Genomic DNA, 19,557 nt, shown 5'->3' on the forward strand with positions numbered 1-19,557 from the left:
ATGCAGGCGGTTTTTAGGTTTCAGACGGCCTGTTTGGCGTTTTCAGGTGTTTCTTTCTTGTGTTTGAAGCCGTCGATTACCAGCAAAACGGCGCCGACGCAGATAAAGCTGTCGGCGACATTAAATGCGGGGTAAAACCAGTTTTGCCAGTAAAACAGCAGAAAATCCACCACATGACCGTGCATCAGGCGGTCGATCACGTTGCCGAAAGCACCGCCGATTACCATGGCCGCACCCCATTTCCCCCACGGGCCGAAGTCGTCCTTCACAATCGCGCGGGCAAGATAAAAGCTGATTACGGCCGCCAAGGCAAGAAAGAAATATTTCTGCCAGCCGCCCGCACTGGCCAGAAAGCTGAACGCCGCACCGGTATTGAACACCAGCGTCAAATCAAAAAAACCGGGGATAATGTTTAAACGTTCTGCAAATTGAAAATGCTGTAAAACGGCTGTTTTAGTAATCTGATCAAGCACGATGGCAGCAGCTGCCAAAAGCCAGTATTTGGTTTTGGAGGATTTTCGGGCACTCATGTGTGTGGGGAAACAAGCAAAATTTAAAAAGCGGTATTTTACCCGAATCATCTGCAAGCGGGGTTAAATTGCGCAAACGGCGCAGCAGGCACCGGTTTTCTTAACCCCTTTTCAAACGGCCTTTCGGTATAATTCAGACCGTCTGAAAACATTAAGGTCAAACATGAGCGCCGCCCCCGAAGCCAGATATACCGAAGAAACCGTTTTATGGATAGAACGCCACACGCCCAAGCTGATGACGTTTGCCATCACCCGCCCCGAAAGCTACCGCTTCTCGGCCGGGCAGTTTTCACGGCTGGGTTTCCGCGACGGCGCCGGCTTTATCTGGCGCGCCTATTCGGTGATGTCTGCCGAATATGCCGACACGCTCGAATATTTTGCCGTGCTGATCGAAAACGGCCCGATGTCGGCCAAGCTTGCCGCGCTGCAAAACGGCGACACCGTGCTGCTCGACAAAACCGCCACCGGCTTTCTGCTGCCCGAACGCTTCCCCGACGGCAAAGATTTGGTGATGCTCTGCACCGGCTCGGGCATCGCGCCGTTTTTGTCGGTATTGGAACAGCCCGAAATCTGGCAGCGTTTCGACAGCCTGGTACTGGCGCACTCTGTTTCCTATGCCGGCGAGCTGGTTTTCAACCGCCGCATCGCCGATTTGCAAAACCACCCGCTGGTGGGCGGATATTTCCGCAAACTCACCTTCCTGCCCGTGCTCACCCGCGACCAGGCGGCAGGCACGCTAAACAAACGCCTGCCCGAACTTCTGAAAAGCGGCGAACTGGCCGCCGCCGCGGGCAGGCCGTTCACTCCGAAAAACACGCGCTTTATGATCTGCGGCAACCCCGCTATGGTAAAAGACACTTTCCAAACCCTGCTTGATATGGGTTTCGCCATGCACCGCAACCGCGTGCCGGGGCAGATTATGATGGAAAACGGGTTTTAACCCCGTTCCGCCGAACGCACAATAAAACAGGCCGTCTGAAAGATTTCAATGTTCTCAGACGGCCTTAACGGATTTGGCAGAGATCCCTGCCTATCAACACGGCCGGTATCGTTTTCTTCATTTTTCATTCCGCTTACACTCTTAAAAATAAAATTAATTAATAATCAATATTGTTCTTAATTATTAATTTTACGGATGAGGTGGCAGCAAGCCGAAAACTGTACGGATGCGGCAAGGCCGGCCTATGCATATCACTCTTGCCCCAAGCACCTGCCGTAACGGTTTATGCCCATGGTTCCGCCCCGATTCCTGCCGAATCGGGATATTGCCAGGAGGCTGTATGTCTGAAAAAACGTTCCTTAACCTGAACAAGCTGCCTGAAACTGCACTGATCACCTTGTGGGCGAAAGGGGTGGAGTATGCCCGTACGGATGATGCCCTGTTGCGGGATGCAGAGGCTGCACGGCTGCTGGCTGTGATCGATTATGATTTTTCCAAATTTGAAAAAGCGGTAATGTCTCAGGTGGGCTGCTGTGCCAGGGCAGCCTTAATTGACAACCATGCGCGCCGTTTTCTCGAGCGATACCCCGACGCTGTCGTTATCCAGTTGGGCTGCGGTCTGGACGCACGTTACGAGCGTTTGGGCAAACCTCCCGTTACCGCTTGGTATGACTTGGATCTGCCTGAAATGATGCAGATACGCACCGCACTGCTGCCGCCGTCGGGTAACTTTTATCTGGAGGGTTCGCTGTTTGACGCAGACTGGACAGAAACCGTTGCGGCACACGGCAAGCCGGTATTGGTGCTGCTGGAAGGCGTACTGATGTACTTTGATGAAGATGAGGTGCGGCGTTTTTTCGTTATGCTGGCCGAACGGCTCGGCCATGCCGAGGCAGTTTTCGATTCGATTCCCCCCCTGCTCTTGCGGCACGCCCGCCGGCACGACGCCCTTCGGAAAATAGACGGCGGTGATGCTCCTGAATTCCGTTGGGCACCGAAAGACATGAAGATAATCGAAAGCTACCACAGCAGACTTCGTGTTGCCGATGTGGGCGGCCTGACAGACATCTGCCTGCACCGTTATCCTTGGTTTGCACGACAGCTTTACCGGCTGCGCTGGGCAAGGGAAAACGGCGACCAGCGCGTGGTGCATGTTGTTTTACGGCAGCCTCAGGCAGCCTGAAAATAAATCCGCATAAAAACGGGGCAGGCACTGCTCCGCCCCGGTTTGAAGAAGACGGTTGTGCAAACCAGGAAGGCGGCAGCAGAACCGGTTTCATACCACCTGCACCGGCTTGCGGTTCCGGCGGCACCTTATTTTTTATTTTGTCTCACTTACAACCCGAAGCCTGTATATGGCGGGTTCAAACAAGTTTGAACCCGCCATAAAAACACCGAAGGCCGTCTGAAACAAAACGCTTTCAGACGGCCTTCAAAAATTTCATATGTTGTGGTTTCAGGCACCGGCGGTCATGGCGGCCAAATCTTTATCGACATGGTAAAGGCCTTTGCCGTCATCCCCCACCAGATTGATTTTATCTAAAATCGATTTAAACAGGCGCTCTTCTTCGTGCTGTTCGGCAACATACCACTGAAGGAAGTTAAACGAAGAAAAATCTTTTTCTTCCAAAGTAACCTCTACCAGCCGGTTGATTTTGCCGGTAATCATTTTTTCGTGTTCGTAAACCGTTTCAAACAGCTCTTTCAACCCCGAATAATCCGATTTGGGTGCCTGAATCGCGCCGATTTCGGGCATGGTTCCGGTTTCGCTCAAATAATCAAACAAACGCTGCATATGCTGCATCTCTTCGGCGGCATGGGCTTTTAAAAATCCCGCAGCGCCTTCAAAGCCTTTGTAATCGGCCCATGCAGACATCTGCAAATATACGTTGGAAGAATAGAATTCCAAATTCAGCTGTTCATTCAGATGCTTGATAATGCTGGAAGACAACATGGCTACCGTTCTCCTTTAAGTTTCAAAGTCTGTAGAAAAAGCGAATGCCGTTTTCGGACAGCGGCTTTATCCTAACATAACGCCTTATTGTTATAAATAGGAATAACTTTTATTAACATAAACTTAGGCCGTCTGAACATTTCAGACGGCCTAAGTTTTAAATTATAAATTTACTGCCCCGTGCCTTCGTCCTGCGTGTAACGCTTCAATCCGCCGCCGAGGGCTTTATACAGGTCGGCAAGGTTTTCCAGACGGGTGAGCTGGTTGGCCAGCAGCGCGGTATCGGCACTATAACTGCTGCGCTCGGCATCGAGCAGGTCAAGTGCGCTTGATACGCCGTGGCGGTAGCGCAGGCTGATTAGGCGGCGGGCATCGCCGTAGGCACGGCTCTGCTTGGCCAGTGCCTCATTGCTCTTATCGAGCTGCTCGCGCGCCACCAATGCATCGGCAACATCGCGGAATGCCGCCTGAACGGCCGCTTCATAATTAACCACCTGAATCTGGCGGCGGATTTTGGACGCATCCAGATTTGCCTTGTTGCTGCCCCAGTTGAAAATCGGCAGGTTGATACTCGGCACAAACGCCCAAGTACGGTTGCCGCCCTTAAACAGCCCGTTCAGCTCGGTGGAGCCGGTACCGATGGTACCGGTAAGGCTGATGCTGGGAAAAAACGCCGCCCGTGCCGCACCGATATTGGCATTTGCCTGTTTGAGCGCATATTCCGCCGCACGGATATCGGGGCGGTTGAGCATTACTTCGGAGCTTAAACCTGCTGGCAGACGGCTGATTTTAAACTGTTTGTTCAACGGCAGGCCGGCAGGCAGACCGGCAGGAACGGGCTGGTTGATCAGCACCGCCAGTGCATTGGCCGCCTGCTCTTTGGCCTGTACGGCAGAAGCATAGTCGGCCTTGGCCGATTCAATCAGGGCTTCCTGCTGGCGCAGGTCTACAGCGGAAACTACGCCTGCGTTATGTTTCAACCGGGTAAGTTTGTAGGTCTGCTCGCGGGTTTTCAACACGTTCTGCGCCAGCTTCATACTTTCTTCGGCATAACGCTCGTTGAAATAAGCCTTGGCCACCGAAGCCACCAGCGTCAGATGGGCGGCATCGCGGGTGGCGGCGCTGTTGAAATAATTTTGCAGCGCGGCTTCGGTATTGCTCCGCACCCTGCCGAACAGGTCCAGCTCATACGAAGTTACCCCCAGGCCCACACTGTATTGCGAAGACACCGAAGATTGGCCGGAAACACTCAAATCGCGTGCCGATCTGCCGCGCTGGCCGCTGCCTGTCGCATTGATGCCGGGCAGCAGGTCTGCACGCTGGATCATATACTGTTTGCGCAGGGCTTCGGCATTAAGTGTGGCGCTGCGCAAATCGGTATTGCGTGCCAACGCGGTTTCAATCAGGCGGTGCAGGCGGGGGTCGGCAAAATAATCCTGCCAGCCCAAAGAGGCCGCCTGAATGCCGTTGCCGGGATAAGTGTCGTATTTGAAGCTTTCCGGCACGCTGACCTGCGGCTGCTCATACCGCGGGATCATGGCGCAGGCCGACAATACCGCCGCAGCCGCCACGGCACTCAAAACAGGTTTGAAATTTGTTTTTTTCATGCTTAATCCTTATCGTCGTGCAGGGCGCGTTTTTCTTCTTCGCTCAGATGGGCGCCCTCTTCCGCCTCGGCTACATATTTGTCTACCAAATCGGGCGTCATGCCCGCTTCGGCAGCGTGCAGCTTGGCATGCTCCTGCTGGCGTTTGGTGTCTTTAAAGAATTTGCGCACCACTACATAAAACAGCGGCACCAGAAATACCGATAAAACCGTACCGATCAACATACCCCACAGCACGGTGGTGCCGATGGCGCGCTGGCTGGCCGAGCTTGCACCCGATGCGATATACAGCGGCACCACGCCCAAAATAAAGGCAAACGAGGTCATGATAATCGGGCGGAAACGCAGGTGGGCGGCAGCCAGCGCAGCTTCCAGCGCACTCTTGCCCTGAGCCTGCAGGTCTTTGGCAAATTCAATAATCAGAATGGCATTTTTCGCACTCAGGCCGATAACGGTGATCAGGCCGACTTGGAAGTAAATATCGTTGAGGTAAGACGGAGGCATGCCGAACAGGCTGCCGGTCAGGTTGCGCCCCGTTACGCCCAGCACCACACCCAAGAAACCCAGCGGCACCACCAGAATGACCGCCAGCGGAATCGACCAGCTTTCATACAGAGCCGCCAGCACCAAAAACACGGCCAGAATGGCAAACGTATAAAGCATGATGGTTTGCGAGCTGCCTTTGGCTTCCTCGCGCGACTGGCCGCCCCATTCGAGGCTGTAGCCGCCCATTTCGTCCACCATTTTCTGCACTTCGGCCATCACTTCGCCGGAGGAATAACCCGTAGCGGCCGCACCCGAAATCTCCATGGCGGGATAGCCGTTGAAACGCACGCTCTGCTCCATGCCGTTCTGCCATTCTGCGGTGGCAACGGTAGAGAGCGGCATAACCGTTCCCTCATTGTTGGAAACAGGCAGGGCGAGAATATCGGCAGGCTGCATACGCGCAGCGGCATCGGCCTGAACAATCACGCGCTGCAGACGGCCGTTGTTGGGGAAGTCGTTGATGTAAGACGAACCCAATGCCGTGCCCAATGCCGTCCGGATATTGGAAAAGTCAATGCCTTGCGCCGCCGCCGCCTGACGGTCGATTTCGATTTTCAACTGGGGCGCGTCTTCCAAGCCTGAGGCACGCACCTGGCTGGCATCGAACATCGGGTTTTGGCGCATTTTGGCAATCAGCTCATTACGCTTTGCCAACAGGGCTTCGTGGCCGCTGTTGTTCCGATCCTGCAGGTACATTTCAAAACCGGAGCTGGTGCCCAGCTCCATGATGGCAGGCGGATTCATCACAATGGCAAAACCGTCGCGTACGCTGCCCATCAGTGCACCGGTAATCTTACCCGCCACCGAAGTGGCATCGCTTCCCGGAGCAGTACGCTCGCTCCAGTCTTTCAGGGTAACGAAGCCGAAACCCATATTCTGCCCCGATCCGGAAAAACTGAAGCCTGACACGCCGATAAAGCTTTCCACCTCGGGCATCGACATAATCACTTGGTTGGCCACGGCCAAAGTTGCATCGGTACGCTCTTTGGTCGCGCCGGAAGGAAGCTGCACCATCATCATCACACTGCCTTGGTCTTCGGAAGGCAGGAAAGAGGTGGGAATGCGCACGAACAGCAGCCCGGCCACGGCGGCCAGCGCCACATACACCGCCATCATGCGGGCGGATTTGCGCAGCAGTTTGGCAACCCAGCCCTCATAACGGTGGGTGCCGTCTGAAAACTTGCGGTTAAACCAGCCGAAAAAGCCTTTTTTCTCTTCGTGGTGGCCTTTGGGAATCGCTTTGAGCATAGATGCGCACAATGCGGGCGTGAGCGTGAGTGCGAAAAATGCCGAAAATGCAATCGCAATCGCCATGGTTACGGCAAACTGGCGGTAAATATTACCCGTTGCCCCGCTGAACATCGCCAGCGGCACAAACACCGAAATCAGTACGGCGGTAATGCCGATAACCGCGCCGGAAATCTGGCTCATTGCCTTCTTGGTGGCTTCCACCGGAGAAAGCCCTTCCGAGGCCATAATCCGCTCGACGTTTTCCACCACCACAATGGCATCGTCCACCACGATACCGATAACCAAAACCATTGCGAACATGGTCAGCACGTTGATCGACATGCCCAAATACCATATCGAAGCGAACGCACCCAGCAGCGAAATCGGCACCACAATGGTGGGAATCAGGGTATACCGGATGTTTTGCAGAAACAGGAACATCACGATAAACACCAGCACAATGGCTTCAACCAGGGTCTGCACCACTTTTTCGATGGAAATGCTCACAAACTTGGAAGTATCGTAAGGAGCCGCCCATTTCATATCTCCCGGAAAATAGCGTTGGAGCTGCTCCATCTTTTCGCGCACGGCCGTGGCCGTGGCCATGGCGTTACCCTTGTTGGACAGCATAACCGCCATACCCACCGAAGGACGGCCGTTCAAACGGGTGCTCGCAGCGTAGGTTTCACTGCCCAGTTCGATTTTGGCCACATCACGCAGATAAACGTTGGCACCGCCCGTTGTAGAACGCAGAACGATGCCCCCGAATTCTTCCGGCGTGCTCATCTGCCCCTGCGCAGTAATGGTGGCGGCGATAGTCTGCCCCGCCACAGAGGGAAGCGCGCCCATCGAGCCTACGGCAAGCTGGGCATTTTGCGCGCTGATGGCCGAAGAAATGTCTGCAAAAGAAAGGTTGTAGTTTTGCAGTTTTTTCGGATCAACCCAAACACGCATGGCCCGCTGCGAACCGAACAGGCGCGCTTCACCCACACCGTCAACCCGCTGGATTTCAGGTTTGATGTTGCGTTCCACATAGTCGGCAATATCTTCCGTGTCCATGGTGTCCGACGACATCATCAATACCATCAGGAAGTTGGAACGCGATTTGGACACGGTAATACCGTTCTGCTGCACGGTAGAAGGCAGCAGCGCCTCCACTTCGGAAAGTTTGTTCTGAACGTTAACCTGCGCCAGATCTTCATCGGTTTCAGGCGTAAAGGTCAGGCTGACCGTGCCGCTGCCGCTGGATGTGGCATTGGTGGTCATATAGTCCAAGCCCTCCACACCGTTCATGTTGCGTTCAATAACGGCCAGAACGCTGTCTTCCATAACCTGTGCCGATGCGCCCGGATAAGTGGCGGTCAACGTGATGGTGGGGGCGCCCACAGAGGGGTATTGTGATACCGGCAGGCTCCGGATACCGATTACACCGGCAATAATCACGAAAATCGCGATTACCCAAGCAAAAATGGGGCGGTCGATAAAAAACTTAGCCATGTATCACTTCCTTACTTGTTTTCACCGGAAGCGGGGGCTTTTTCCCCGGAGGCCGTCTGAACGGCACTGCCGTCCTGCCCTTCAGCCTGAGAAGCCTGTTCTGAAGGAGGCGTCCATTCCTTCGGCGTTACTTTCTGCGCACCCATCATACCGGCAACCGAAGTGCCGTCCACAACCACCTTGTCGCCGGCTTTGAGGCCGTCTGAAATAATCCAGTTGCTGCCGTACTGCTGCTCCACCGTTACAACACGCGGCTCCATACCGCCCTGCGCATTCACAATCATCACAGTATTCTGTTTGCCGCGCGTAACCGCCTGCTGCGGCACCACAAACACATCATCCATATCGGCCTGCGGCAGGCTCACGCGCACATACAGGTTGGGCAGCAGGATATTGTCCGGATTGGGCACTTCGGCACGCAGCGTTACCTGGCCGGTGCTTTCGTTAACCGTCGGATCGGAAAACAGCAGGCGGCCTTTATGGGCATAGGTCGAGCCGTTTTCCAGCTTGATATCGACCGGCACCGCACCGTTGACGGCTTTCATTTTGCCCTCGGCAATGTTCTGCCGCATCTGCATCACATCGTTGGCCGATTGTGTCAGGTTCACATACATGGGATTGGTCTGCTGGATGGTAGCCAGCTTGGTACTGCTTCCCGAGTTCACCAACGCACCCTCGGAAACATAAGACTGGCCGATATAGCCGGAAATCGGCGCGGTGATGCGCGAACGGTCTACATTAACCTGCGCCGATCTGATGGCGGCCCTGGCCGCTTTCACACCCGCATCACCCGAGCGCTGCGCCTGAACGGCTGCATCATATTCCTGTTTGCTGATGGCATCTGCCGCCACCAGCGGTTTGTAGCGTGCCAAATCGGCATTGGCTTTGGCCAGCGCTGCCTGCGCGGAAGCCAGCTCGGCGCGCGCACTTTCCAAAGAAGCGGTATAAGTAGCGTCATCCAACTGGTAGAGTGCCTGCCCCGCCTTCACATAACTGCCCTCTTGAAACAGCCGCTTTTTAATGATGCCGCTCACTTGCGGCAGGATATCGGCCGAACGGCGCGATTCCAAACGGCCGGGCAATTCGGTGCTCAGGGTAACCTGCTGGGGCTGAACCGTTACCACGCCGACCACAGGTGCGGGAGCCTGCTGCCCGGCGTTTTTGCCCGCGCCTCCCTGAGAGGTTTCTCCGCCGTCATTTCCGCAAGCCGACAAAGCCAGAGCCGTAGCGGCTGCCAATGCTGCCAGAGGCAGCGTTTTCTTAGAAATATGAACCATTTTCCAAATCTTTCTTTTTACAGTTCTATTTAATGGGTGATGAGGATTGTTTTTACAAAAAAGAGAAATGTACGTTATTCTCCCGGCCCAGGCTGCGGCAAGCCGGTTTCAGGCAGGCGCAGCACTGACAACCTTACAATATCAGGCTGCGGATTATACATACACCGTTGCATGTTACAAAGTTCTTTCTTATAATTGTGAAAATTTTTTACAAAAAATAACTTAGGGCACTGCCATGCGCAAAACCAAAACCGAGGCTCTCCAAACGCGCCGCTATCTGATGCTGGCAGCGCTCGACACTTTCTACGAAAAAGGCGTTTCCCGCGCCTCGCTCAACGAAATCGCCCAAAACGCCGGCGTTACGCGTGGCGCCCTGTATTGGCACTTCAAAAACAAAGAAGATTTGTTCGACGCCCTCTTTCAAAGCCTGTGCGACGAAATCGCCGGTCTTTTGGAAGCAGACTTGAACGACGATACCGCCGATATGTGGGAAACCATGCACACCAGCCTTGCCAATATGCTGTACCGTATGGAAAACGACCCCGCGCATTATAAATTCAGCAGCGTGCTGCATTTAAAATGCGAGCGCACCGAACAAAACCGGGCTATTACCGCCGTTATCGAAAAATATGAAAACATGTGGCACGAACTGTTAGACGCCGTATTGGAACAGTGCATCAAACAAAAATCACTGCCCGCCGACTTAGACACCGCGCTTGCCCGGCTTTATCTGAAATCGGCCGTTCACGGCCTGATCCATCAATGGCTGGTCAACCCCGAACGGGTCAACCTGAAAGAAAACGGCCCGCGTTTCGTGCAAACCATACTCGGCAGCCTCAGACACTGCCCCTCCCTGCGCAAACCGCAAACCGCCGCTTAACCGTTTCACCTACTTTCAAAGCCCGAAATCTTTTACAAAAATACTTAAGGCCGTCTGAAAACAAAGTTTCAGACGGCCTTGAATGACAGCCACGGTATTTAACCGCCGACGCCGTTGTCTTTCAAGATTTTTTCGATTTGCTCCTGAACTTTCTGCTGCTTAACCTGCTGCGTCAGAAAAGGTTTTACCTGCTCGAACGGCGGCGCTTCCGGGTTGCGCTCGGAAACGGCCAGCTTAAACAGGTAGAATTTTCCGTCCATCTCCACCGGTTCGCGGGTAACCTGGCCGCGCGTCATACCGCCGACCAGCCGCGCCATTTCAGGAGGAAGCTGCTGGGTCGGGATAAAGTCGGAAAACGCTTGCTCGGGGTTCGGATAACGCTTCATCAAGTTGTCGAACGACAAGCCTTTGAGCAGCAGTTCTTGGGCTTTGCGCGCCTCTCCGGCAGAGGGGAAATGCACCTGCTGCAACTTCACCACCCGGGTTTGCCGATCATAACCCGCACGCAATTCCGCCTCGCTAACTTCGGTGTTGCGCTCCAAATAAAGCGCATACTGCATGGCATAAAATTGCGCTTCTACATTTTTAAACTGGTTCCGCACTTCGGCATCTTTGTCCAACCCCGCCTTAAATGCTTCATTTTTCAACACCTCTGCGGTTTGCAGCTGCAAAATCACGTTTTTGCGTATCGCCGCACCGTCCGGGCGCTGCGTACCGGGCGTGTTATCCGACTGCTGCAATACTTGGGCAACCATACTGTCGATACGCCCGCGCTCTATTTCAGGCACTTTGGCAACAACCAGGCCGGCAGCCGCCGACACGGCCGCAGCCGCCAAGGCAGTGTATTTGTGTTTCATCATGGCATTCCCTCCGACTGCTTATTTTCCGCTTATCTGGCATTCTGGATTTTGGCTTTTCGGTAAAGCGACTCAATCGCACCGTCTACCCTGGCCGCCTGCAATTCTTGCGCAATACCGCTTTTTGCGGCTTCGTAAGCCGGCACTTTGGCGGCACGTTTGTCGTTGATATAAAACACGCCGTACAAACCGTTGCCGTCTTCCAGCGGGGTAGTGGTGTAACCGCCTTTATTCAGGTTTTTCACGGCAGCATAAACAGCGGGCGCGCCCTGCTCCAAATCTTTCAGGTTCACATAAGCGGCATTGAGGCCGCCGGTCTGCTTGCCGCGCGGGTCGGCCGTATATTGTTTGGCAACGGATTTAAAGTCTTTTTTGGCTTTTAAATCGGCAATGGCTTTTCGGGCGTCCGCCTCATTGCGGGTTAAAATTTCCCCCAGCTGCACTTCGTAACTGCCCCGGTAAAACCTGCTGAAATCGCCGTATGCCTTTTTCACATCATTTTCTGTAACGGGGCTGCTTCGCAGCACATGGGTGATATAGGCCTGATTTTGAAGGGAGGTTTCAAATTCCGACCATTGCTGCGAAAAACCGGGCTTTTTGTCTTCACCGCTCCGTTTCGCCGCCGAACGTGCCTGCTCCAGCGCCTGCCTGTATTCGGCAGACTGATCCAACTTCAACCGCTTCGCCTCCTGCGCCACCAACGTCATGGTTACCTGACGCTCGGTCAGATTGCGGCGCAACATCGGGCTGTCTTGAACCTGCGGATTTTGGTTCTGCAACAGTTTCACCTGATAGTCGATATCTTTGCTGTCGATTTTGGCACCATTAACCGTTACAACGGTTTTTGCCGCCAAACCACCCGAAACCAGCAGCAGCGCTGCAGCAGATGCAATATAAAATTTCTTCATGTTTGCTCACTAAATTTATTTAGAAAAGAAAATCAAATGTTAACCGGAGCGGCTCAATGGAAGTATTCTTCAGGAGTAACCGCTTTAATGCTTAAGGCATGTATCAGGCCGTCTGAAAACAAGTCCTGCAGCGAATCTTTAACCATACGCTGGCGGCTGAGCCTGCCCATGCCGGAAAACACTTCGCCTGCCACCACAACGGCATAATGGCCGCCTCCCCTGTTGCCCGCATGACCCGCATGCAGGCGGCTGTCGTCGCGGAACTCGCACAACTGCAAGCCCAGCGGTTTCAGACGGCCTTCGATAATCGCCTGCATATCCATTATTTAAACACGGCCTTAAACGGTTTGATCAGAATTTCTTCATACACGCCCGCTCCCACATAGGGATCCTGCTCCGCCCATGCCTGAGCCTCGTCCAACGACGCAAACTTGGCGATAATCAGGCTGCCCGACACCTGCCCGGGGTTGTCCGGCAGCGGGTTGGGGCCTGCCGTAAGTAAACGGCCTTCGGCCTGCAATGCTTCCAAACGTTTCAAATGCTCGGGGCGTGCGGCCATACGCGCATCATGCACCCCTTCTCCGTCGGTGGCCAGCAACATATAATATTCCATAAATTCAGTCCTCCTGAGGCAGGTAACGGCTCAAATACACACCCTGCCCGATAACAAAAACAACCATCAACCCGGTTGAGCCGAACAGTTTGTAGTTAACCCACTGCGCTTCGGTAAACATATAGGCAACCGCAATATTGGCAATACCCATAAACACCAAAAAAGCCACCCAAATCCAAGTCAGCCGGCGCCACACCCGATCGTCAAGGTTCAACTCCTTCCCCATCACCGCCTTCAAGCCGTTTTTACCCCAAAGCTGCCCCAAGCCCAAGGCCGACGCCCCCGCCCAAAACAGCAAAGTAGGCTTCCACATGATAAAACGCGGATCACGCAGCAGAATCGTCGCACCGCCGAACAGCACAATCAAAATCAAACCCACCCATTGCATCGTATCGAGCTTTTTATGCTTCAACCAGGCAAATCCGGCCTGCAACACGCCCACCACCAAAGCAACCGCCGTCGCCCACACGATGTTTTTGGTAAGCGTGTAGGTGGCGAAAAATAGAATCACAGCGATTAAGTCGCTTAAAATTTTCATATCCTGCCAAACAAATCCAAGATAAAAACAGCATGCAATGATACAGGCAGATGAACTCTTTTGCATTACTTATGTCAATGGTGGTATAAACCGACAGGCCGTCTGAAAAACAGGCCGATTATCGGATTTTTCCCCGCGTGCAACAAAAAGTGGTTATAAAGTTGCAGACTTCAATTTACCGTTTACATAAATTAGCAATTTTACTTGGCAGGGTAGGCAGTTAGCATATATCATATTGCCTAATATATTACAGGCAGCCCGGCTGCAAACTCGAACAGGGGACATAATTTGAAAAACAATCACAAAATCAAACTGGTTGCCGCCTCTCTCGCGCTGACAACATCATTTTCGGCAGTTGGCGGCCTGGGTGGCTTGAACGTCCAATCCAATCTCGGCGAACCGTTTTCCGGCACAGTAACGGTAACGGGAGAGGAAGCCCGGATTTTGCTGAACGGCGGCAGTGCCTCCCTTTCAGACGGCAACCTGCGCGCCAGCGTCAGGAAATCCGGCAATAACGCCGTTATCAACATCCGTTCCAACACGCCGGTAAACGATCCCGTTTTAGTATTCCAGGTAGGCGTAGGCTCGCAATCACGCCAATATACCGCCATTATCGATCCTGCCGACTACCCTGCCGAAAAAAGCAGCGGTTCTGCCGTTACGCAACCGGAAAACCTCACCAAAACCGATGAAAGCGGCACTCGGGCAGAAACACAACAATCCGCTGCAGCCAAGGCCAAACTGAAAGCAAAAAAAGCACAAGAACAGCAGGCACGCAAAGAACAGCAGAAAGCCGCTGCTGCCACCCGCGAAAAACTGCGCGAACAAACGGCTTCCGGGCGCAAATCCGAACAGCCCCGCAGCAGCTATAAAGTCAGCCGCGGCGAAACACTCACCTCCATCGCCAATCAAGTCCGTCCGTCCGGATTGAGCGTGCACGAAACCATCGCCGCCATCATGACGGCCAACCCGAAAATCTTTCCAACCCGTAACGCCAACCAAATCCTTGCCGGCCGCGTATTAAATATTCCTTCTTCCGAAGAGTTGAAACGCTTGGCGAAACAACCCGCACCTGCCGCACAACAACAGGCCGCTCAAGCATCACAGCCTGATACCGCAGCCTCCGAACCTGCGGGAACTGCGGCAGCCGCCCAAGCATCAGCTCCCGCAACAGATGCGGAAACCGCCCCGGCATCCGCCCCTGTTACGGACACGGCAACTGCTGCCGTATCCGCCCCCCAAGCATCCCAGCCCGCCGCAGCCGGCAGCACGGCTTCAGAGCCTGACTCAGCCTCATCTAAGGCAGCAACCGCACAACCCGTACAACCCGTTCCCGAAGAAAGCAGCGGTTTATGGCGCTGGCTGTTGTTCGCCGGCTTGGGCGCTATCGCCTTATGGCTGCTGTTGAAACTGGCGGGCAGGAAAAAAGCTGCTGCCGAAGCAGCAGGGAGCGGCAAGGATGTTATCGTAAAAGACAACGATCTTGATTCAGACTCAGACGACAGATACGAAACACTTGAGCACACCGACGAAGCAGCCCCCGCCCCTCACCAACCTGCATCCTATGCAGATGGCGGAGCGTCCTCAAACAAAGCTGTTGCAGCCACTGTGGCTACGGCCGCAGCCGCCGCTGCAACGGCTGCCGCAACCAAAACCGAAGAAGATGACGGTTTGGATGTGGAAGACGACTTCGACGATATTTTCTTCAGCGAATCCGAAACCGCCCCCGTCGAACAAACCGAAAGCAACTTCAACTTAGACTTAGGTTCGATTGATCGTGAACAAGGCGGTATCGTATCCGGTGCGCTGACCCAGGACGAAGAAACCCAAAAACGCGAACAAGCCGACTGGGACAGCATTGAATCAACCGAAAGCGTTTACGAGCCTGAAACCGAAAGCGAATTCCAACACATAGCCGTTGAATTCAATGCCGGTGAAAATACAGATGCAGGCCAAGAAGCCACCGTAACAGTCGAATCCGAACCAGCCGGTTCCGTTAAAGCCTCTACCGATGCTCCGTTGGAGTTTTACACCGAACAGGCTTCCGGCGATACCGTTGCCGATAAAACCGTTGCCGACAGCCAAGGGCAGACAGAAGAACAGCCTTTAGCGCAAATGGAAACTGTAACTGCTCAGGAACCCTCAGCGGAAGCAGTTGGCATCGATACATTACCGTTTACCGGCAAGGCCGATACGGCAGTGGCCGAAACCGTTACCGAAGAACCTTCACTTACTGTTGAAATTGCAGAAGATGCCGAACCCGAAACAGCGGATAACGCCCCTGCGCCGGCTGTAACCTCTATCGAAACCGCACCTGCAGAAGAAATTGCCATCATTGAAACAGCCGCCGAACCTTCTTTGACTGCCGCCACTCTGCAAGACGACGGCTTCGCCTTCCGGGACAGTGAAGATTTCGACAGCACGGTCAATATCTCTGCCGATGATGCGGAAACCATCGAATGGGAAAGCATCAGCGTTGAAGGTGATTCGCGCAGCGACGACGGCTTTATCTCCGAATCTGTAGGCATGACCGCCCCGCTGGAAGCTAAATACGAACTGGCACAAATGTATGTTGAAATCGGCGATCCGGAAGCGGCAAGAGAAACCTTGCAAGAATTGTTGGAAGAATCCAGTGGTACGATTTTGGAGAAAACCAAAACCATGCTTGCCGAATTAGACAAATAATTAATTCGATTTCTGTAATAAATTCTGCCTGAGGAAAAACAAGCTGCCCAAATAAAGTCGGGTAGCTTGTTTTTCCTCAGGCAGAATTTTATAGTGGCTTAAATTTAAAAGAAGACAAAGTGAGACCTTTGCAAAACCTCCAGATGTGGATGCAGTTCAAGGCGTAGCAGCGCAGCGAGCACAGACATATCAAGTACAAGGCTAAGCAAGCGGGCAATACACAACGCAGAAATGCGCCGCAGATGAGGGTTTTGCAAAGGTCTCAAAGTGGCGAAGCCGCAAACAGCGCAGATAGATAGATAGTACGGAACCGGCTCTGTTGCCGCTTCTGCGGCTTACAAAACCGTTCTCTTTAGGCTAAGGAGCAAACTCCCTACTGTTTTAAATTTAAGCCACTATAAAAATGAGGGATCCCCGCTGGTGCCGTTTGGGCGGAATCCGCTTGAACCTTGCTGACAAGGCGGTTGCCTCGGACAGTTTCGGGTGCATCCGTTCGGACGCTCGCGCCCACTGCAACTCCCGGCAACCTGAAGCGAACGTATTGGTTCAAAGGAATGTATGCCTTCGCGAACACCGCAGGGAAAGAGAGATCAGGCTTGCGCTTGTGTTTTGTTTAAAACTTTTTCGCAAGCATTAATCATGTCGGTTATTTTACGCTCAAAATCGCCGATTGCCAAATCATCTTTCATCGACATTTTCAACAGATCGTGCACAAGGTTGAGTGCGGCCATAATTACGATTTTATCGGTTTCTACGATACGGCCGCTCTGTTTGATTACATCAAATCTCTGGTTGAGCATGGAAACGGCTTGCAACAGTGTGGCCTTTTCTTCGGCAGGTGTTCCGATGGTGAAAGCACGTCCCATAATTTCGAGGCTGACTTGTTCGGTACTCATACTTTAGACCTCTTGTACGGTGGTTTCGGCTTCCTGCGGCAGGCGTGCCAACAGGGTTCGCAAGTGTTCGGCGTTGGTGCTCAAAGTGTTGCGGTATTTTTGGTTTTCGGCAGTTAATGCTTCGATTTGTTCCTGCATCCGATTGACGACAGTGCGGTTTTCGGTTTGCATTTTCTCGGTTTCGCCCCGGTGATCCGCCAGCATGGCTTCAACGGCAGCCTGATGCTCCTTCCGCATGGCTTCGGTTGCATCAAGGTGCCGGGCCTCCATATCGGCTTTAAGCTTGTTCATCTGCACCATCAGGGCTTCGCTCAATTCGTCTACTGCTGCCTGATGTTCGTTTTTCTGCTGTTCCTGTGCCAGACGTTGACGGGAAAGCTCATCGTTGAGACGGGCGACCTCTTCTTGCAGGCGTTTGTTTTCGCCAAGCTGGGTTTCGAACTTCTGCGCCAGCTGGTAAACGTTGACTTCGAGTTTGTCTAATAACTGATTCATGTCGTGTGCACTCGGTTGGTTACGGAGGCAAGCATAGTAGGGATAACGGGGGCTGTCAAATAAGGCCGTCTGAACGTTATGTTTTTCAGACGGCCTGCATTAGGCGGCGTGCCCGGTGTTTATTCGAAACGGGCTTCCCTCTCCATCAGGCGTTCGACCACCTGGCGGGCATCAAGCTCTTTGCGGATAAGCTGGAGCAGCGTTTGGGTGATGGGCATATCGATTTGGTGGGTGCAGGCGGTGTTGAACACTTCTTCAATGGTGCTTACGCCCTCCGACACATGGCCGATTTCCGTTAACACTTGGTGCAGCTCTTTGCCTTGCGCCAACCCCAAGCCGACACGCCGGTTGCGTGAAAGGGCTCCTGTGCAGGTGAGGATCAGATCGCCGATGCCTGCCAAGCCCATCATGGTTTTGGGCTGCGCACCCATGGCAACGGCCAGACGGGTGATTTCTGCCAGACCGCGCGTTACCAAAGCGGCGCGGGCATTGAGGCCGTAGCCGAGGCCGTCTGAAAGGCCGGTGGCGATGGCCATGATGTTTTTAACGGCTCCGCCCACCGCCACGCCGACTACGTCTTCGCTGCCGTATAAGCGCAGCACGTTGGTGTTCAGACGGCCTACCAGCTCTTCCACCCATGCTTTGTTTTCCGATGCGAGCACCACGGCGCACGGCAGCTGCTGCGCCAATTCCTGCGCAAAACTGGGGCCGGACAGCACGCCGATGTTGGGATTATCCGGCAGCACTTCTTTCACCACTTGAAAGGTGAGCAGGCCGGTATCCTGCTCGAAACCTTTGCAGGCAGCAAGCACCGGCAGACTGGAAGCGCCGTGTCCGGTCAAAAGCGCCGCACTTTCGCGCAAGCCGGCAACCGAAGTGGCAATAATAACCAACTCCGCCCCCTCCAGAGCCTCATTTAACTGTGTATGTGCATTCAGGCTTTCGGGCAGCGCAACCCCGGGCAGGTAACGTTTGTTTTCCCGTTGGCTGCTTAAGTTTTCCATATGTTCGGCATTGCGCGACCACATAGCAGTTTGATGGCCGTGCAGGGCAAAATGGACAGCGAGCGCAGTTCCCCAAGAGCCTGCGCCCATAACAGTGATTTTCATAAGTGGTTTCTCCGAATCAATGCGCTAACTTTAAAACAATCGCTGCAACGGCGCAAGTTTGCGGAGCAGGTTGCGTTTGCATGTCGGATTCAAAATACCTGCGGCCTGTTTGGTGCCTGCCTTGCCGGAATTGATGATAATTATTATAATTAACCAAACTTGTTCCCTGTTTCAAGAATTCGCCCGGCATACATAAACCGGTTCCTCCCCAAAACCGCCCCTATTTCATGTTCCAACTCAACCGCCTTTCTTTTTCGCTGCCCGGGCGCACCCTGCTCCGCGACATCAGCCTGTCTTTCGAAACCAATCGCGTATACGGCTTAATCGGCCACAACGGTTCGGGAAAATCCACCTTGTTAAAGCTGCTCACCCGCCAAATCAGGCCGTCTGAAGGCAGCGTGCTGCTCGACAAGCGCCTTATTGAAGACTATTCCGCACGCGAATATGCCCGCCATGTGGCTTATCTGCCGCAATACCTGCCTGCCGCTACCGCGCTGACCGGCCGCGAGCTGGTGGCGATGGGGCGTTATGCACGGAGCGGCCTGCTGGGTCGCGGAGCAAACGACAAGGCGGCGGTGGAAGAGGCGTTTGCGCTCACCCACACCGAACGCTTTGCCGATCAGATTGTCGACACACTTTCCGGCGGCGAACGCTCGCGCATCTGGCTGGCGATGTGTTTGGCGCAACAGAGCCGCTTCCTGCTGCTCGACGAGCCGCTGGCGGCCTTGGACATTGCCCACCAAATCGAAGTGATGGCGCTGGTGAACAGTCTCTCGCGCCGTTTGAATCTGGGCGTGGTGATTGTGATTCACGACATCAATTTGGCGGCGCAGTATTGCGACGAACTGATTGCGCTGAAACAAGGCCGCCTGCTCAAACAAGGCAGGCCGTCTGAAATCATGACCGCCGCCGTGCTGAAAGAGATTTACAGCGTTGACATGAACATCATCGCCCATCCGCACAGCGGCCTGCCGGTGGCTTTGCCGTGAAAGGTTT

General features: G+C 53.9%; 19 protein-coding genes and 1 other RNA gene. 5 read left to right on the top strand and 15 right to left on the bottom strand.

Annotated elements, in window-relative coordinates:
* Positions 1 to 20 precede the first annotated feature (20 nt).
* A complete protein-coding gene (gene lspA, locus Q3970_RS01630; RefSeq protein WP_303098867.1) occupies positions 21 to 530 on the bottom strand; it encodes a signal peptidase II in 510 nt (169 codons plus the stop codon).
* A gap of 163 nt (positions 531 to 693) precedes the next feature.
* Between lspA and Q3970_RS01635 the strand changes: the two genes are divergently transcribed.
* Together Q3970_RS01635 and Q3970_RS01640 are read left to right on the top strand one after the other, a co-directional pair.
* Positions 694 to 1,470 (top strand): ferredoxin--NADP reductase, encoded by a 777-nt coding sequence (locus Q3970_RS01635; protein ID WP_303098868.1) that lies wholly within the window; start codon positions 694 to 696, stop codon positions 1,468 to 1,470.
* 340 nt (positions 1,471 to 1,810) lie between these two features.
* A complete protein-coding gene (locus tag Q3970_RS01640) occupies positions 1,811 to 2,653 on the top strand; it encodes a class I SAM-dependent methyltransferase (protein WP_303098869.1) in 843 nt (280 codons plus the stop codon).
* A gap of 273 nt (positions 2,654 to 2,926) precedes the next feature.
* Here Q3970_RS01640 and ftnA read toward each other — a convergent pair whose 3' ends face one another.
* The 4 genes from ftnA to Q3970_RS01660 all read right to left on the bottom strand — a co-directional run bounded on the left by ftnA (position 2,927) and on the right by Q3970_RS01660 (position 9,580).
* A complete protein-coding gene (gene ftnA, locus Q3970_RS01645; RefSeq protein ID WP_303098870.1) occupies positions 2,927 to 3,424 on the bottom strand; it encodes a non-heme ferritin in 498 nt (165 codons plus the stop codon).
* 170 nt (positions 3,425 to 3,594) lie between these two features.
* Complete coding sequence (locus Q3970_RS01650; RefSeq protein WP_303098871.1) at positions 3,595 to 5,031, bottom strand: efflux transporter outer membrane subunit; 1,437 nt, start codon at positions 5,029 to 5,031, stop codon at positions 3,595 to 3,597.
* Between the two features lie 2 nt (positions 5,032 to 5,033).
* Positions 5,034 to 8,303, bottom strand: coding sequence for an efflux RND transporter permease subunit (locus tag Q3970_RS01655; RefSeq protein WP_303098872.1), 3,270 nt, complete (start codon positions 8,301 to 8,303; stop codon positions 5,034 to 5,036).
* Positions 8,304 to 8,314: 11 nt separating this feature from the next.
* Positions 8,315 to 9,580, bottom strand: coding sequence for an efflux RND transporter periplasmic adaptor subunit (locus Q3970_RS01660; RefSeq protein WP_303098873.1), 1,266 nt, complete (start codon positions 9,578 to 9,580; stop codon positions 8,315 to 8,317).
* A 235-nt stretch (positions 9,581 to 9,815) separates the two neighbouring features.
* Here Q3970_RS01660 and Q3970_RS01665 point away from each other — a divergent pair, with 235 nt between their 5' ends.
* On the top strand, positions 9,816 to 10,460 hold the full coding sequence (locus Q3970_RS01665) for a TetR family transcriptional regulator (protein WP_303098874.1): 645 nt from the start codon (positions 9,816 to 9,818) through the stop codon (positions 10,458 to 10,460).
* A 98-nt stretch (positions 10,461 to 10,558) separates the two neighbouring features.
* Here the strand turns inward: Q3970_RS01665 and Q3970_RS01670 are convergent, their stop codons facing one another.
* The 5 genes from Q3970_RS01670 to Q3970_RS01690 are packed head-to-tail and all read right to left on the bottom strand — an operon-like array spanning position 10,559 to position 13,376.
* Positions 10,559 to 11,317 (bottom strand): peptidylprolyl isomerase, encoded by a 759-nt coding sequence (locus Q3970_RS01670; protein WP_303098896.1) that lies wholly within the window; start codon positions 11,315 to 11,317, stop codon positions 10,559 to 10,561.
* Between the two features lie 32 nt (positions 11,318 to 11,349).
* The gene (locus Q3970_RS01675) at positions 11,350 to 12,225 is read right to left on the bottom strand and encodes a peptidyl-prolyl cis-trans isomerase (protein WP_303098875.1); all 876 of its coding nucleotides are present in this window, start codon (positions 12,223 to 12,225) and stop codon (positions 11,350 to 11,352) included.
* 53 nt (positions 12,226 to 12,278) lie between these two features.
* Positions 12,279 to 12,548, bottom strand: a complete 270-nt coding sequence (locus Q3970_RS01680) for a BolA family transcriptional regulator (RefSeq protein ID WP_303098876.1) — start codon at positions 12,546 to 12,548, stop codon at positions 12,279 to 12,281.
* Positions 12,548 to 12,838, bottom strand: a complete 291-nt coding sequence (locus tag Q3970_RS01685) for a YciI family protein (RefSeq protein WP_303098877.1) — start codon at positions 12,836 to 12,838, stop codon at positions 12,548 to 12,550. The genes Q3970_RS01680 and Q3970_RS01685 overlap by 1 nt, the downstream gene beginning before the upstream one ends.
* Positions 12,839 to 12,842: 4 nt before the next feature.
* The gene (locus Q3970_RS01690; protein ID WP_303098878.1) at positions 12,843 to 13,376 is read right to left on the bottom strand and encodes a septation protein A; all 534 of its coding nucleotides are present in this window, start codon (positions 13,374 to 13,376) and stop codon (positions 12,843 to 12,845) included.
* Positions 13,377 to 13,664: 288 nt separating this feature from the next.
* Between Q3970_RS01690 and Q3970_RS01695 the strand changes: the two genes are divergently transcribed.
* The gene (locus Q3970_RS01695; RefSeq protein ID WP_303098879.1) at positions 13,665 to 16,061 is read left to right on the top strand and encodes a FimV/HubP family polar landmark protein; all 2,397 of its coding nucleotides are present in this window, start codon (positions 13,665 to 13,667) and stop codon (positions 16,059 to 16,061) included.
* 104 nt (positions 16,062 to 16,165) lie between these two features.
* On the opposite strand, the gene Q3970_RS01700 is transcribed toward Q3970_RS01695, so the two are convergent.
* The 5 genes from Q3970_RS01700 to Q3970_RS01720 all read right to left on the bottom strand — a co-directional run bounded on the left by Q3970_RS01700 (position 16,166) and on the right by Q3970_RS01720 (position 18,561).
* Positions 16,166 to 16,354 (bottom strand): lipoprotein signal peptidase, encoded by a 189-nt coding sequence (locus Q3970_RS01700; RefSeq protein ID WP_303098897.1) that lies wholly within the window; start codon positions 16,352 to 16,354, stop codon positions 16,166 to 16,168.
* 114 nt (positions 16,355 to 16,468) lie between these two features.
* Positions 16,469 to 16,646: non-coding RNA, 6S RNA (gene ssrS, locus Q3970_RS01705), on the bottom strand.
* A 5-nt stretch (positions 16,647 to 16,651) separates the two neighbouring features.
* The gene (locus Q3970_RS01710) at positions 16,652 to 16,957 is read right to left on the bottom strand and encodes a cell division protein ZapA (protein WP_303098880.1); all 306 of its coding nucleotides are present in this window, start codon (positions 16,955 to 16,957) and stop codon (positions 16,652 to 16,654) included.
* Positions 16,958 to 16,960: 3 nt separating this feature from the next.
* Positions 16,961 to 17,452 (bottom strand): hypothetical protein, encoded by a 492-nt coding sequence (locus Q3970_RS01715; protein ID WP_303098881.1) that lies wholly within the window; start codon positions 17,450 to 17,452, stop codon positions 16,961 to 16,963.
* Between the two features lie 119 nt (positions 17,453 to 17,571).
* The gene (locus Q3970_RS01720; protein ID WP_303098882.1) at positions 17,572 to 18,561 is read right to left on the bottom strand and encodes an NAD(P)H-dependent glycerol-3-phosphate dehydrogenase; all 990 of its coding nucleotides are present in this window, start codon (positions 18,559 to 18,561) and stop codon (positions 17,572 to 17,574) included.
* Positions 18,562 to 18,788: 227 nt separating this feature from the next.
* Between Q3970_RS01720 and Q3970_RS01725 the strand changes: the two genes are divergently transcribed.
* The gene (locus Q3970_RS01725; RefSeq protein WP_303098883.1) at positions 18,789 to 19,550 is read left to right on the top strand and encodes an ABC transporter ATP-binding protein; all 762 of its coding nucleotides are present in this window, start codon (positions 18,789 to 18,791) and stop codon (positions 19,548 to 19,550) included.
* Positions 19,551 to 19,557 lie beyond the last annotated feature (7 nt).

It is taken from the genome of Neisseria sp. (assembly GCF_030530745.1).
In the GTDB taxonomy this organism is placed as follows: Bacteria; Pseudomonadota; Gammaproteobacteria; order Burkholderiales; family Neisseriaceae; genus Neisseria.